Source organism: Dactylosporangium fulvum (assembly GCF_025137375.1).
In the GTDB taxonomy this organism is placed as follows: Bacteria; Actinomycetota; Actinomycetes; order Mycobacteriales; family Micromonosporaceae; genus Dactylosporangium; species Dactylosporangium fulvum.
Window position 1 is genome coordinate 1 of the sequence record NZ_CP073720.1, and the last position, 14,912, is coordinate 14,912.

At 67.4% G+C, this 14,912-nt stretch carries 12 protein-coding genes and 2 tRNA genes; 11 read left to right on the plus strand and 3 right to left on the minus strand.

Going from position 1 to position 14,912, the window contains the following annotated elements; all coding sequences use genetic code 11:
- From dnaA to Dfulv_RS00025, 5 genes are all read left to right on the plus strand, one after another.
- On the plus strand, positions 1-1,845 hold the full coding sequence (dnaA, locus tag Dfulv_RS00005; protein ID WP_259860524.1) for a chromosomal replication initiator protein DnaA: 1,845 nt from the start codon (positions 1-3) through the stop codon (positions 1,843-1,845).
- A 1,124-nt stretch (positions 1,846-2,969) separates the two neighbouring features.
- Positions 2,970-4,100 (plus strand): DNA polymerase III subunit beta, encoded by a 1,131-nt coding sequence (gene dnaN, locus Dfulv_RS00010; RefSeq protein WP_259860525.1) that lies wholly within the window; start codon positions 2,970-2,972, stop codon positions 4,098-4,100.
- 25 nt (positions 4,101-4,125) lie between these two features.
- Complete coding sequence (gene gnd / locus Dfulv_RS00015; RefSeq protein ID WP_259860526.1) at positions 4,126-4,998, plus strand: phosphogluconate dehydrogenase (NAD(+)-dependent, decarboxylating); 873 nt, start codon at positions 4,126-4,128, stop codon at positions 4,996-4,998.
- A 6-nt stretch (positions 4,999-5,004) separates the two neighbouring features.
- Positions 5,005-6,126: a DNA replication/repair protein RecF gene (gene recF, locus Dfulv_RS00020; RefSeq protein WP_259860527.1), complete on the plus strand. Its 1,122-nt coding sequence runs from the start codon at positions 5,005-5,007 to the stop codon at positions 6,124-6,126.
- Positions 6,056-6,634 (plus strand): DUF721 domain-containing protein, encoded by a 579-nt coding sequence (locus Dfulv_RS00025; RefSeq protein ID WP_406567903.1) that lies wholly within the window; start codon positions 6,056-6,058, stop codon positions 6,632-6,634. Before recF ends, Dfulv_RS00025 begins: the two co-directional genes overlap by 71 nt.
- 18 nt (positions 6,635-6,652) lie before the next feature.
- On the opposite strand, the gene Dfulv_RS00030 is transcribed toward Dfulv_RS00025, so the two are convergent.
- Positions 6,653-7,210 (minus strand): hypothetical protein, encoded by a 558-nt coding sequence (locus tag Dfulv_RS00030; protein ID WP_259860529.1) that lies wholly within the window; start codon positions 7,208-7,210, stop codon positions 6,653-6,655.
- Between the two features lie 452 nt (positions 7,211-7,662).
- Here Dfulv_RS00030 and gyrB point away from each other — a divergent pair, with 452 nt between their 5' ends.
- The 6 genes from gyrB (at position 7,663) to Dfulv_RS00060 (ending at position 13,428) form a co-directional block, all read left to right on the plus strand.
- On the plus strand, positions 7,663-9,606 hold the full coding sequence (gyrB, locus tag Dfulv_RS00035) for a DNA topoisomerase (ATP-hydrolyzing) subunit B (RefSeq protein WP_259860530.1): 1,944 nt from the start codon (positions 7,663-7,665) through the stop codon (positions 9,604-9,606).
- 118 nt (positions 9,607-9,724) lie between these two features.
- On the plus strand, positions 9,725-12,145 hold the full coding sequence (gyrA, locus tag Dfulv_RS00040; protein ID WP_259869791.1) for a DNA gyrase subunit A: 2,421 nt from the start codon (positions 9,725-9,727) through the stop codon (positions 12,143-12,145).
- 3 nt (positions 12,146-12,148) lie between these two features.
- Entirely contained in the window at positions 12,149-12,985 is an 837-nt protein-coding gene (locus Dfulv_RS00045) for a DUF3566 domain-containing protein (protein WP_259860531.1), read from the plus strand.
- A gap of 118 nt (positions 12,986-13,103) precedes the next feature.
- Positions 13,104-13,177, plus strand: a tRNA-Ile gene (locus Dfulv_RS00050).
- Between the two features lies 1 nt (position 13,178).
- The gene (locus Dfulv_RS00055; RefSeq protein ID WP_259860532.1) at positions 13,179-13,307 is read left to right on the plus strand and encodes a DLW-39 family protein; all 129 of its coding nucleotides are present in this window, start codon (positions 13,179-13,181) and stop codon (positions 13,305-13,307) included.
- Positions 13,308-13,355: 48 nt separating this feature from the next.
- Positions 13,356-13,428: transfer RNA gene (locus tag Dfulv_RS00060), tRNA-Ala, on the plus strand.
- A gap of 83 nt (positions 13,429-13,511) precedes the next feature.
- Here the strand turns inward: Dfulv_RS00060 and Dfulv_RS00065 are convergent.
- Positions 13,512-14,735 carry a site-specific integrase gene (locus tag Dfulv_RS00065; RefSeq protein WP_259860533.1) on the minus strand — a complete coding sequence of 408 codons (1,224 nt, stop codon included), beginning with the start codon at positions 14,733-14,735 and terminating at the stop codon, positions 13,512-13,514.
- Between the two features lie 2 nt (positions 14,736-14,737).
- Positions 14,738-14,911, minus strand: a complete 174-nt coding sequence (locus tag Dfulv_RS00070) for a helix-turn-helix transcriptional regulator (protein ID WP_259860534.1) — start codon at positions 14,909-14,911, stop codon at positions 14,738-14,740.
- Position 14,912 lies beyond the last annotated feature (1 nt).

The following is a 14,912-nucleotide window of genomic DNA, read 5'->3' on the forward strand; positions in this document are numbered from 1 at the left end:
GTGACGGACACCGACCTCGCAGCAGTGTGGCATGCCGCTACGGACGAGCTCGCCGACGAGATCGTGTCGGCACAGCAGCGTGCGTACCTGCGGCTGACCCGGCTGCGGGCCATCGTCGAAGACACCGCGCTGCTCTCCGTGCCGGACGCCTTCGCCCGTGACGTGATCGAGACGAAACTACGGCCGGTGATCACCGAGGCCCTGTCGCGGCAGCTAGGCCGGGCGATCCAGGTCGCGGTGACCGTACGACCGCCGGAGGATGCGCCGCAGTTGCCGGCGCCGTCGGCGTCCCACTGGTCCAACGGAGCGGCCGCACGACGGGAGTTGTCGCTCGACGAGCCGCCGCCCGCGTCGCGGGAGCCGAGCGACGGGCTGTTCGACCTGCCGAGCACGACGCCCGAGCGGGGGCGTGGCCTGGACAACGGTCGCGGCCTGGACACGCCGCGCGGGCTGGACGGACCGTCCCGAGGGCTGGAGGGTTCGCGGGGTCTGGACCCCCGCAGCATGGACTCACGGGGCATGGACGCTCGGGACGTGGACTCGCGGGGGCCGGACAGCTCCCGCGGGTATGAGGGCTCCCGGGGATACGAGGGCTCGCGGGGGTACGACGGGTCCCGTGGGGTCGACAGCGGCCGCGGTCTCGACGTCAGCCGTGGTCACGACGGGCCGCGCGGGGAGCACTCGGGGTCGGCCTTCGAGGCGGCCCGCGACGAGCTGCTGTCACCGCTGGACGAGGCGCCGCCGCCCCGGCCGCCGTCGCCCGGGACCGGACGGGACGACCGGCGCGGAGCGACGACGCCCGCCGGGGACTCGGCGGGGAACCGGCTGAACCCGAAGTACACCTTTGAGACCTTTGTCATCGGCTCCTCGAACCGCTTCGCGCACGCGGCCTCGGTCGCGGTGGCCGAGTCGCCGGCGAAGGCCTACAACCCGCTGTTCATCTACGGCGGGTCCGGGCTGGGCAAGACGCACCTGCTACACGCCATCGGTCAGTACGCCACGATGCTGGGCAACGCCCGGTTCGTGCGGTACGTGTCGACCGAGGAGTTCACGAACGACTTCATCAACTCGCTGCGGGACGACAAGACGCAGGCGTTCCAGCGCCGGTACCGCGACGTGGACATCCTCCTGATCGACGACATCCAGTTCCTGGAGACCCGGGAGCGGACGCAGGAGGAGTTCTTCCACACCTTCAACACGCTCCACAACGCCAACAAGCAGATCGTCATCAGCTCGGACCGCTCGCCGCGCCAGCTGGCGACGCTGGAGGACCGGCTGCGAACCCGGTTCGAGTGGGGCCTGCTGGCGGACATCCAGCCGCCGGACCTCGAGACACGCATCGCGATCCTGCAGAAGAAGGCGGCGCAGGAGCGGCTGTTCGCGCCGCCGGACGTGCTGGAGTTCATCGCCTCCCGGATCGCGTCGTCGATCCGCGAACTCGAGGGTGCGCTGATCCGGGTCACCGCGTTCGCGAACCTGACCCGGTCCCCGGTCGAGCTCAGCCTCGCCGAAGAGGTGCTGCGCGACTTCATCCCCGACGGCTCCGGTCCGGAGATCACGGCCGACCAGATCATGGCGTCGACGGCCGACTACTTCGGGGTCAGCCTGGAGGACCTGCGCGGGCACAGCCGGTCGCGGGTGCTGGTGAACGCCCGTCAGGTGGCGATGTACCTCTGCCGCGAACTGACGGACCTGTCCCTGCCGCGCATCGGCCAGGCGTTCGGCGGCCGTGACCACACGACGGTGATGCACGCCGACCGCAAGATCCGGCAGCAGATGGCGGAGCGGCGGTCGCTGTACAACCAGATCGCCGAACTGACGAACCGGATCAAGCAGACGGCGTGACGGCTTCGGGCTGCTGCTTGGCGGCTCTCATGGCTTCACGGCTCGCCGGTGTGCTGCACGACAACGCGCTTTCATGATCACGGACGTTTCGGTGGGCTGGAACCCCGCGGAACGTCCATGATCATGAAGACGCCCTCACCTCCAGGCCTCGGCTGCACCCCGCCCGGCGGCAAGACCCGGCGCGCCGGCACATCGAGCCGCGGCGCATGACCCGCTCGCCGAAGCCCCGAATCCGCCTCGCCGGAGCCATGGCCGAGGCTCCACAGGCCGATCCGACACGGAATGGCACAGGAGCCAGCCGACCCCGTCGAAGGGGCTCCCAGCGCGATATCCACAGGCTCAGAGACGGTTCTGCAAGAAATGTGCGTCGTCCACTGCGTTGACCACAGCATGTGGACAACCGACGTTGTCCACCGTGTCCACAGGCCACCTGGCTGCAATGATGGCCATGTGGCCGCAAGTTTTCCACACTCCGTCCCCAGCCGAGTCCACAGGTTGTGCACACGGTCCAGCAGGGAGTTCTCCACAGACCCCCACAGGCAGTCCACAGATTTGCTGTGGATAACTCCGTTTGTGCCAACTTTCGACCCCGCCGAGGGTCCGGGTCACCAACCGACTACAAGTTGCACACAGCCGCCTTCCACAGCCTGTGGATAACTCCTGGGGAAGGTGTGTGGATTCCATGTGGACGATTCCAGAGCGTCACCAATCACGATACAGAACGTGACGGCGTCTCGCTGCCCTTTATCCCCAGCCGGTGGACGAACCCTGGGGATTACCGGTGGACAACCGGTGGACAACGCCTGTGGAAAATCGGTAATCCACAATCCACAAGGATGTACACAGGGGTTCATGCACACCTCATCCACCGGTCCGCACGACGCTGACCAGCGGATATGTGGGTTTTCCACAGAATCCACACCACCGATGACTACGAAGGAAATTTCTTTTAAGAAGAGAAAAAAGCAATCATCAGCAGGTGGAAAACTTTTGAGGTCCTGATTTGGCGGGGTCGGTGCACGACCGCCGCCCGGAAGCCCTAAGGTTCATAGGCGGTCACCGGACGGCCCACGAGCCCCAGGCGCCGCACCACGCTTGAGACGAGACGACGCGGGAGGACCGCGATGAAGTTCCGAGTCGAGCGCGACGCGCTCGCCGATGCCGTCGCCTGGACGGCCAAAAGCCTGCCCAGCCGCCCCTCCGTTCCGGTGCTCGCCGGTGTTCTGCTGCGGGTCGCCGACGGACGCCTGCAGGTGTCCGGCTTCGACTACGAGGTTTCCAGCCAGGTGACCGTCGAGGTGCACGCGGACGCCGACGGCGCCACGCTCGTCTCCGGTCGCCTGCTCGCCGAGATCACCAAGGCGCTGCCGGCCAAGCCGGTCGACGTCGCCGCGGTGGGCTCACACGTCGAGATCACCTGTGGCAGTGCCCGGTTCACGCTGCCGACGATGCCCGTCGAGGACTACCCGACGCTGCCGGAGATGCCCGAGCTCGCCGGCACCGTCGAGGCCGCCGTGTTCGCCGGTGCGGTCTCCCAGGTGGCCATCGCCGCCGGACGTGACGACACGCTGCCGATGCTCACCGGTGTCCGGATCGAGCTGGAGGGCACCAAACTGACCCTGCTGGCGACCGACCGCTACCGGCTGGCCGTGCGCGAGCTGGAGTGGCGCCCCGACGAGGCCGACGTCAGCCTCGCCGCACTGGTGCCCGCCCGCACGCTCGACGACACCGCGAAGACCCTCGGGCCGCTCGGCGGTTCGGTGTCGGTCGCGTTGTCCCGCGGCAAGCTCGGCGAGGGCATGATCGGTTTTGCCGGCGGCACCCGACGCACGACGTCGCGCCTGCTCGACGGCGACTTCCCGAAGGTGCGGGCCCTGCTGCCCGACACCCACAACGCGCAGGCCCGTGTCTCGGTGTCCGCGCTCAACGAGGTGGTCCGCCGCGTCGGCCTGGTCGCCGAGAAGCAGACCCCGGTCCGGCTGTCGTTCAGCGCCGATGGCCTCGTCGTCGAGGCGAGCGGCAGCGAGGACGCCCGGGCGAGCGAGGCGATGGACTGCACATATGAGGGCGAGCCGATGACGATCGCCTTCAACCACCAATATCTGCTTGACGGACTCAAGGCGCTCGACGCACCGATCGCCGTGCTGTCATTCACTGACCCGAAGAAGCCTGCGGTCATGTCCCCGGCCAAGGATGATGGAGAAATCGTTCCTGGTTACTGGTACTTGATCATGCCGGTTCGCATCGGCAGCTGAAGCAGCTGAATCGGAGGCACTGCAAATGCAGCTCGGTCTCATCGGCCTGGGCAGGATGGGCTTCAACATGCGCGAGCGGCTACGGGCCGCCGGGCATGAGGTCATCGGCTACGACCACCACCCCGACGTCACCGATGTCTCGTCGCTCAACGAGCTGGTCGAGAAGCTCGCCGCGCCGCGGGTAGTGTGGATCATGGTCCCGGTGCAGTACACCGAGCCCACCATCGACGAGCTTGCCGGCCTGCTGTCTTCCGGTGACATCGTCATCGACGGCGGCAACTCGCGGTTCAGCAACGACAGGCCGCGCGCCGAGCGGCTCGGTGCACACGGCATCGGATACCTCGACGTCGGCGTTTCGGGCGGCATCTGGGGCCGCACCAACGGCTATGCGCTGATGGTCGGCGGCGAGAAGAAGTACGTCGAACACTGCATGCCGATCTTCGAGGCGTTGAAGCCGGCCGGCGAGTTCGGCTTCGCGCATGCGGGCGGCCCCGGTGCCGGGCACTACGCGAAGATGGTTCACAACGGCATCGAATACGGCATGATGCACGCCTTCGCCGAGGGCTATGAGCTGCTCGAGGCGTCGGAATACGTCGAGAACATCCCCGAGGTCATCAAGTCGTGGCGGGCCGGCTCGGTCGTCCAGTCCTGGCTCCTTGATCTTCTGGACCGCGCCCTCGACGAGGACCCCAACCTGTCGGGTCTCAAGGGCTACGCCGACGACACCGGCGAGGGCCGGTGGACCGTCGAGGAGGCGATCCGCCTCGCGGTGCCGATGAACGTCATCGCCGCGTCGCTCTTCGCCCGATTTGCGTCGCGCCAGGACGACTCGCCGGCGATGAAGGCCGTGGCCGCGCTGCGCCAGCAGTTCGGCGGCCACGCCGTGAAGAAGGACTAGTTGTAGTTGTACGTCAGGGGTCTCGAGCTTGTCGACTTCCGCAGCTACGAGCGGGTGGTCGTCGAGCTCGACCCGGGCGCGTGCGTGCTCGTCGGCCCCAACGGGGTCGGCAAGACCAACCTCGTCGAGGCGCTGGCCTACATCGCGACGCTCGAGTCGCACCGGGTCGCGACCGACGCGCCACTGGTGCGGTTCGGTGCCACCCGGGCCGTGGTCCGCTGCGCCGTTGTGCACGACGAGCGGGAGCTGCTGGTCGAGCTTGCGATCGAGCCGGGCAAGGCCAACAAGGCGCGGCTCGGCCGTTCGCCGGTCACCCGGGCCCGTGACATCCTCGGCGCGCTGAAGCTCGTCCTGTTCGCACCGGAGGATCTGGCGCTCGTCCGCGGGGATCCCTCGGAGCGGCGGCGGTACCTCGACGAGCTGCTGGTCGCCCGGCAGCCACGCTTCGCCGGCGTCCGTTCCGACTACGACCGGGTGCTCAAGCAGCGCAACGCGCTCCTGCGCAGCGCATATCTGGCCCGCAAGACCGGCGGCAGCCGCGGTGGCGACCTGTCGACGCTCGATGTGTGGGACACGCACCTCGCCCGGCACGGCGCGCAGCTGGTCAAGGCGCGGCTCGACCTGGTCGCCGGGCTGACACCACATGTCGCCAAGGCGTACGCCGCGGTGAGTGCCAGCCGCTCCGACGCCAGAATCGCCTACAATGCGTCATGGGCTGATGACACCACGCAGGACAATGTCGAGCAGACGATCCTCCAGGCGCTCGGTGAGGTGCGCAAGCAGGAGATCGAGCGGGGCGTCACCCTCGTCGGCCCGCACCGTGACGAGCTGGTGCTGACGCTCGGCGAGCTGCCCGTCAAGGGGTACGCCAGCCACGGCGAGTCGTGGTCGTTCGCCCTGGCGCTGCGTCTGGCCGCCTACGATCTGCTGCGCGACGACGGCGTGGAGCCGGTGCTGGTCCTCGACGACGTGTTCGCCGAGCTCGACGCCGGACGGCGGGACAGGCTCGCGGAGTTGGTCGGCGCGGCGAGCCAAGTGATCGTGACCTGCGCCGTGGATGATGACGTTCCGAGAACCCTGCGTGGTGCGCGCTACGAGGTGGGTGGAGGCGAGGTGCGCCGTGTCTGAGCCGTCCGGGCCGGCCGAGCCGACGGGCCCCGAGCTGGCCCGGGCCGCGGTCGAGGCCGCGCTCGCCAAGCATCGGGCCAAGCCGCCGCGCAAGACCGTCCGCGACCAGCCCGTGCGCCGGCGCGGCGGCTATACCGGGCCGGGTCCGGATCCGCGCGACCCGCAGCTGTTCGGCACGGTGCTGGAGCGGCTCGTCAAGCAGCGCGGCTGGCAGCGCCCCACGGCGGAGGCGAAGGTCTTCGGCGAGTGGGAGCGGGTGGTCGGCACCGACGTCGCGGCACACTGCCGACCACTCAAGCTGGAGCAGGGTGAGCTGACGATCGAGGCGGAGTCGACGGCCTGGGCGACCCAGCTGCGGATGCTCGCCGGCAAACTGCTGGCTCGCATTGCGGGAGAGGTCGGCCACAACGTGGTCAAGAAGCTGCACATCCAGGGTCCGAGCACCCCGTCGTGGAGTCGCGGCCCGCGCCGGATCCGGGGCCGAGGGCCCCGGGACACGTACGGCTGAGGCCCGGTGGACGCCGCGCTAGAAGTCGGCGTAGACGGCGAATCCGCGATCGGCGCACCGCCGGTAGAACTTGGCGAGGACGTCGAGCTCGGCGATCGAGTAGCTCCACTGCGGAGCGTTGCCCGAGTCGTCACGAAGCGCATCGAGTCTGCTCTGCAGCCACCGCAGCTGCTGCTCCGCCAGGCGGGAGCCCTCCAGTGCCTTGCGCAGCACAGTGCTCACCGTCTCGAAGGTGATCTCTTCGCCATACGGCTGATGGCCGTTGACGAAGCGCTCCAGCCCGCCGGCGATCCACGCGCAGTCGTCGGGGCTGATCACCGGGTCCTCGTCCTCTGCGGCGGCGTCAGTGGCGAACAACACGCCATTGAGCCCGAAGAGTAGGTCGACCAGCTCCGTGTAGCCGGTCACCCGCACGGTGCCGGTCTTCGCGACGTGGTCGGCCAGCGCCGCGGCCGGCCCGGCGTGCAGCGGCAGCTTTTCGGCGAGCCCGGCGAAGTCGACGAACTCGGCCGGCGCCACCGGATCGTAGAACCGGCCGGTGCGCGGCCACTGCACGGCGACGTTGTCGAGTCCCATCGCGCCCCACCCTCACTTTTTTCCTGACCCCCGTGCGCCCCGCGGCGGGGAACATACGGCACGAACGGCCTCTTGCGCGACCCCCGGACGTTCGAAAACCCAAAACCCGGCTCCGGTACGCGCTGTGCCGCCCGTCATTCCGCATCCAGACCCCTCCTGCGTGGGGGGACCTTCGGACCGCACCGTTCGGGCCGCTACGGGGACTACAGGCGCCGTCCCGGTGCGAAAATGTCGGTCGCACACAGTAAGATTGGGGCGGCTCACATGAAGCCAGCCGATCACATCCCCGCGTGTGCGTCACAGCGGTGGTCGGCCCGCTGGAGGTCGGAGCGCTCTGTAGCACGAGTGCGGACTACCGGCGTGCCCACAACCGCCCCGACGTGCCCGCACGACTCCGCACGAGACCCGGGGCGCCATCCGCGTGGCCGGCCAGTGCGAGAAAGCGACCGAGGGTGGCAGCTAACAAGCCCGAACAGTCCTACGACTCCTCTTCGATCACCGTGCTCGAAGGGCTCGAGGCGGTCCGCAAACGTCCAGGTATGTATATCGGCTCGACCGGCGAACGTGGCCTGCACCACCTGGTGTGGGAGGTCGTGGACAACGCGGTCGACGAGGCCCTGGCCGGATACTGCGACACCATCGAGGTCACACTGCTGGCGGACGGCGGTGTGCGCGTCGTGGACAACGGCCGTGGCATTCCGGTCGACATCCACCCCAAGGAGAAGCGGCCCACCGTCGAGGTCGTGCTGACCGTTCTGCACGCCGGCGGCAAGTTCGACGGCCAGGCCTACGCGGTCTCCGGCGGTCTGCACGGCGTCGGCATCTCGGTCGTCAACGCGCTGTCCACGCGTATCGACCTGGAGATCCACAAGGACGGATACGTCTGGCGGCAGACCTACCGCAACTCCAAGCCCGACCCCCTACAGAAGGGCGAGGCGACCGACCGCACGGGCACGAGCGTCACGTTCTGGCCGGATCCGACGATCTTCGAAACCACGACGTACGTGTACGAGACGATCTACCGGCGCATCCAGGAGTACGCCTTCCTCAACCGCGGGCTCACGATCGCGCTGCGCGACGCGCGTCCCGACGTGCCGGAGGAGAAGAAAGAGGTCGTCTTCTGCTACAAGGGCGGCATCGCCGACTTCGTGCGTCACCTCAACGCCACCAAGACCCCGATCCACCGCTCGGTGGTCGAGTTCGGCTCGGAGGGCGAGGGCATCGCGGTCGAGATCGCCATGCAGTGGAACGAGTCGTACGGCGAGAGTGTCTACACGTTCGCCAACACGATCAACACGCACGAGGGCGGCACCCACGAGGAGGGCTTCCGCAGTGCGCTGACCAGTGTCGTGAACAAGTACGGCGCGGACAAGAAACTGCTCAAGGGCGACGAGAAGCTGACCGGTGAGGACATCCGCGAGGGTCTCGCGGCGATCATCTCGGTCAAGCTCTCCAACCCGCAGTTCGAAGGCCAGACGAAGACCAAGCTCGGCAACACCGAGGCCCGCAGCTTCGTGCAGAAGGTCTGCAACGAGTGGCTGGTCGACTGGTTCGACCGCAATCCGGCCGAGGTGAAGACCATCATCACCAAGGCGTCGCAGGCCGCACGGGCCCGGGTCGCCGCCGCGCAGGCGCGCAAGCTGGCCCGGCGCAAGTCGCTGCTCGAGTCCGGCTCGATGCCGGGCAAGCTGGCCGACTGCCAGTCCAACGACCCCCGTGTCTGCGAAGTGTTCATCGTCGAGGGTGACTCCGCCGGCGGCTCGGCCAAGCAGGGCCGTGACCCGCGGGTCCAGGCGATCCTGCCGATCCGCGGCAAGATCCTCAACGTGGAGAAGGCGCGCATCGACCGCGTGCTGAAGAACAACGAGGTCCAGGCGCTGATCACGGCGCTGGGCACCGGCATCCACGACGAGTTCGACATCGACAAGCTGCGGTATCACAAGTTGATCCTGATGGCCGACGCCGACGTCGACGGCCAGCACATCCAGACGCTGCTGCTCACACTGGTCTTCCGGTTCATGCGACCGCTGATCGAGCTGGGCCACGTCTACCTGGCGGCGCCGCCGCTGTACAAGATCAAGTGGAACAAGAAGGGTGACGACGCGCAGTACGCGTACACCGACCGCGAACGCGACGGGCTGATCGAGCTGCGCCAGCAGACCAAGCCCAACGCGAAGCCGGACGACATCCAGCGGTTCAAGGGTCTCGGCGAGATGAACTACCCCGAGCTCTGGGAGACCACGATGAACCCGGCGACACGGATGCTCCGTCAGGTAACCCTCGACGACGCTGCAACCGCGGACGAGTTGTTCAGCGTCCTCATGGGCGAAGACGTGGAAGCGCGCCGCTCGTTCATCCAAAGGAATGCCAAGGACGTCCGGTTCCTCGACATCTGACCTGCGGATTCTAGAAAAGGGATAAAGCGTGACGGAACCGACTTCCACTCCTGGTATTCCCGAAGCGGGTGGTTCTGCGGTCGCCAGCCGGATCGAGCCGGTCGGCATCGAAGTCGAGATGCAGCGCTCGTACCTCGACTACGCCATGAGCGTGATCGTGGGCCGGGCCCTGCCCGACGTGCGTGACGGCCTCAAGCCGGTGCACCGCAAGATCCTCTATGCCATGTTCGACGGCGGGTACCGGCCCGACCGCGGCTATGTGAAGTGCGCCCGCGTCGTCGGCGACGTGATGGGTAACTACCACCCGCACGGCGACGCCTCGATCTACGACGCGCTGGTCCGCATGGCGCAGAACTGGTCGCTGCGATACCCGCTGATCGACGGCAACGGCAACTTCGGCTCCCCCGGCAACGACCCGGCGGCCGCCATGCGGTACACCGAGGCCCGCCTCGACCCGCTCGCCATGGAGATGCTGCGGGACATCGACGAGGAGACCGTCGACTTCGTCCCCAACTACGACGGCCGGGCACAGGAGCCCACGATCCTGCCGTCGCGCATCCCCAACCTGCTCGTCAACGGCAGCACGGGCATCGCGGTCGGCATGGCGACCAACATCCCGCCGCACAACCTGCGGGAGATCGCCGCCGCCGTGCAGTGGTGCCTCGACCACCCCGAAGCCGACGAGGCCGAGACGCTCGACGAGCTGATCAAGATCGTCAAGGGGCCGGACTTCCCGACGAAGGGCCTCATCGTCGGCACGGCCAGCATCATCGACGCATACCGCACCGGTCGTGGCTCGATCCGGATGCGCGCCGTGGTCGAGGTCGAAGAGGACGCGCGTGGCCGCACGACGCTCGTCGTGACCGAGCTGCCCTACGCGGTCAACCCCGACAACCTCGCCGAGCGCATCGCCGACCTGGTCAAGGAGGGCAAGCTCGCCGGCATCGCCGACATCCGCGAGGAGTCCTCCGGCCGCACCGGCATGCGGCTGGTGATCGTGCTCAAGCGTGACGCGGTCGCCAAGGTCGTGCTGAACAACCTGTACAAGCACACCCAGCTGCAGGAGACGTTCGGCGCAAACATGCTGGCGCTGGTCGACGGCGTGCCGCGCACGCTCAACCTGGCGCAGTTCGTGCGGCACTACGTCCAGCACCAGATCGAGGTCATCGTCCGCCGGACGCGGTACCGGCTGCGCAAGGCCGAGGAGCGCGCACACATCCTGCGCGGTCTGGTCAAGGCCCTCGACATGCTCGACGAGGTCATCGCCCTCATCCGGCGCTCGCCGAGCGCGGAGGAGTCGAAGACCGGCCTGATGAACCTGCTGGAGATCGACGACATCCAGGCCACCGCGATCCTCGACATGCAGCTGCGGCGCCTCGCCGCACTCGAGCGGCAGCGCATCTTCGACGAGCTGGCGAAGATCGAGCTCGAGATCGCGGACTACAAGGACATCCTGGCGACGCCGGCCCGGCAGCGGCAGATCGTCTCCGAGGAACTCGCCGAGATCGTCGCCCGCCGTGGTGATGACCGCCGGACCCAGATCATCCCGTTCGACGGCGAGGTCTCCATGGAGGACCTCATCGCGCGCGAGGACGTTGTGGTGACGATCACTCGGACGGGATACGCGAAGCGCACGAAGGTCGACCTGTACCGCTCCCAGAAGCGCGGCGGCAAGGGTGTATCGGGTGCGACACTGAGGCAGGACGACATCGTCAGCCACTTTTTCGTCTGCTCGACCCACGACTGGATGCTGTTCTTCACGAATAAAGGGCGGGTCTACCGGGCAAAGGCCTACGAGTTGCCCGAGGCGAGCCGGGCAGCGAAGGGCCAGCACGTCGCCAACCTGCTGGCTTTCCAGCCGGACGAGCACATCGCGCAGGTGATCGAGATCCCGAACTACCAGGTGGCGCCATACCTGGTGCTGGCGACCAAGGACGGCCTGGTCAAGAAGACCAAGCTGGAGGAGTTCGACTCCAACCGGTCGGGCGGCATCATCGGCATCAACCTGCGTGAGGACGACGAACTGGTGGGCGCAGCACTCCTCGGCCCGGAGGACGACCTCCTCCTGGTGAGCAAGGGGGCGCAGGCCATCCGATTCACGGCCAACGACGAGACGCTGCGTCCGATGGGACGGGCGACGTCCGGTGTGATCGGTATGCGGTTCACCGACGGTGACGAGTTGCTCGCCATGGAAGTGGTGCGTGAGGGGATGGATCTGGACGTTCTGGTGGCCACCGACGGGGGTTTTGCCAAGCGGACTCCCATCGAGGAGTATCCGATCCAAGGTCGCGGCGGCAAGGGTGTGCTCACCGCTAAAATCACGTCGCGTCGCGGTGGTCTCGTGGGCGCGGTGGTCATCAGCCCGGATGACGAGCTGTTTGCCATCACCTCCAATGGTGGCGTGATCCGGACTCCGGTGAAGCCTGTACGCCGTACGAGGGATCGGAACACAATGGGGGTCAAGCTCATGGACCTTCCGGAGGGTGTGACCATCGTCGCGATCGCCCGTAACGCCGATGAACCCGACGAACAGGACTAGTTGATGACAGACACACAGGCGAAGTCGGGGACCGCCTCGGCAGCAGCCGACGAGGCCGAGCCGGCCGGAGAGGCTGCCATGACGGGATCTGACTCGGGGGCGCCTGCCGCCAGCGGTGACGCAGGCGCGATCAACGGGAGCGGCGAGACCACCTCTGGTGGCACGCCGAAGTTCACACGAGCACCAGGCATGGCGCCGCCGCCCGACTCGCTGACGGTGCCGATCCAGTCGCCGGCGTCGGCCGTGGGTTCGTCCACGACTCAGCCGGTGTCGATCCAGAGCGGCGCGAAGCCGACGAGCGGCTCGGCAACGGGCACCGCGAGTGTCTCGGCGATCGCTCGGGCGGCGGTGCGCACACCGGCTGCGGCCACCCAGGCGATCAACGCGCCGGCCGCGCCGGTCACCGGCTCGGCCCGCGTCACCGAGGCCGTGCGTGCGGCCCGCAAGACGGTCAGCTCGGCCGTCGGCCGCGGCCCGCGCCGGGCCCGGCTGCACCTGAAGCGGATCGACCCGTGGTCTGTGATGAAATTCGCGTTCGCGGTGTCGTTCGTGCTCTTTGTGGTCGTCATCGTGGCGACCTCGGTGCTGTACCTCGCACTCGACGCGATGGACGTCTTCAACAGCGTCAACAAGATGCTGGCCGACATCGTCAGCTCGACCGGTGGTGAGGCGAACAACAGCTTCCGCATCACCGCCAAGGGCATCATCGGCGGCGCCGCGCTCCTGGGCGTGGTCAACGTCGTGCTCTTCACCGCCCTCGCGACCCTCGGCTCGTTCATCTACAACGTGTGCGCTGACCTGGTCGGCGGCATCGAGCTGACGCTCGCCGAGAAGGACTGACGACGGGTCCCCCGGCGCGTTTCCGGCGCGCCGGGGGAACCGGTTTGGGACTGACGGCACGGGTACGGTAACCTTGCTCGGTCGCAACGGGATGGCGTGAAAACGCAGCCGTTGGAACGGGGCTATAGCTCAGTCGGTTAGAGCGCAGAGCTGATAACTCTGAGGTCGCTGGTTCGATTCCAGCTAGCCCCACATGTGGAAAAAGGTGCTGCTGGTGGTCGCCGTTGTCGGAGCCGCCGCCTACGTCGCCAAGCGCGTCCGCTCCGCGAACGAGGAGCGCGCCCTCTGGCACGAGGCGACCACCGCACCCGACCTGCGCTAGTCCTCCACACCGGTTTCGACCGGTGCTGGTGTGCCAACCCCGGCACGCGGGGGCGTAGCTCAACTGGCAGAGCACCGCCTTTGCAAGGCGGGGGTTAGGGGTTCGAGTCCCCTCGCTTCCACTCCGCGCAGGCTGTGGCCTGCGCTTTCTTCTGCTCCATGATCGCTTGGACCAAACCGGGACCAACTCAGTCTCGATCTTGTTCTAGCGATGAGCAGCTCGCCGAGCCTCAGCAGCCGTCAACGCGGCGCCGATGATGCCCCGTCGGCTGGAGCGCTTCGGCCACCAATGAACGTACGTCTCCAGCGTGATGCTGAGCGTCTTGTGGCGCAGTGCACGCTGAACCTCCTGCGGCTCGACATGCTGCGCGATCAACATGGTGGCGAAGAAGTGCCGCAGCGCGTGGAATGTGCCGTGGTCCTCCGGCCAGCCGGCCGCCGTCCGCCACTTCGCCCACTCCCGCGACCAGATCTTGTCGTTGATCGGATTGCCGTGTCGGGTTGTGAACAGTAGGGACACGGTCCGGCGGACCGGCTCCCCGGTCGTCGTGTCGACGAGCTCGATCGGCGTCGGCGGGAACTCCTTCATGTGGGTCTTGATCTGTTCCGCGACGACCGCGTCCAGGTCAACCGTTCCCGACGAGCCTGACTTCGGCTGGCTCAGGTAGAAGCCGTCATAGGTCTGCGGCGAATAGCGCAGTTGCTGAACGACGTGGAGCTGTTCCTCCTCGAAGTCGAAGCAGCGCTCACCCTCTTCAACACCGAGCGCCTCCGCGAGCCGTAGACCTTGACCACCGCCGAGCCACAGCGCGCCGTGGTACCGCTCCGGGGCCGCATCAAACAGCCGGAGAACCTGATCTTCAGTCGGAACCCACTTCGGCGTCCGAGATACTCCGCTCAGCACCTTGGACAGCCGCACGCCGGAGCACGGGTTGTCCGGGATGACCTTGTCCGTGACGCCGGCGGCGAGGATCGCATCGAGCAGCTCGAAGTACAGCTTGATCGAGGACTTCGGCTTGCCGTCGGCGAGTTGCCGAGCGAGCCACTCCAGCACGACCGTGAGTGTGATCGCCCGCATCGCCGAGTTGCCGAAGGCGGGGAAGAGGTGGTTCCGGAGGTTGGACTCCACCCGTCGGCGCGTCTCCAGCGCCCAGCCGGCCTCCCGCGACAGCCGCCAGCGAGTGGCGTACTCCCGGAAGCCGACGTTCCGTGCCGGCTGCTCTACCTGTGTCTCGGGAGCCAGCCGGGCACGCGCCTGGATGTCGAAGTCCTCCGCATCCGCCTTCCGCGCGAAGAGCCTTGCCCGCGGATTGCCGAGCGCGTCTTCGTACCGGCACCGCCAGCGCTTGCCGCGGCCGTGCTTTGACGACTTGACCCGCTCGCCGTTCGGGCCGGGCTTCGCGAGGTACCAGAGATCATCAACCGGCATAGTCAGGCCGCCTCCTGATCCCTGAACCACGCCTGTACGTCCGCCGGGTCGTAGCGCAAGTGCCGGCCGACCTTCCTCGCCTTCGGTCCCTTCCGCCGCGACCGCCACTGGTAGAGCGTGCCCTTCGGTACGCGAAGGATCGCGGCCACTTCATCGATCGACAGTGTCTTGTCCACC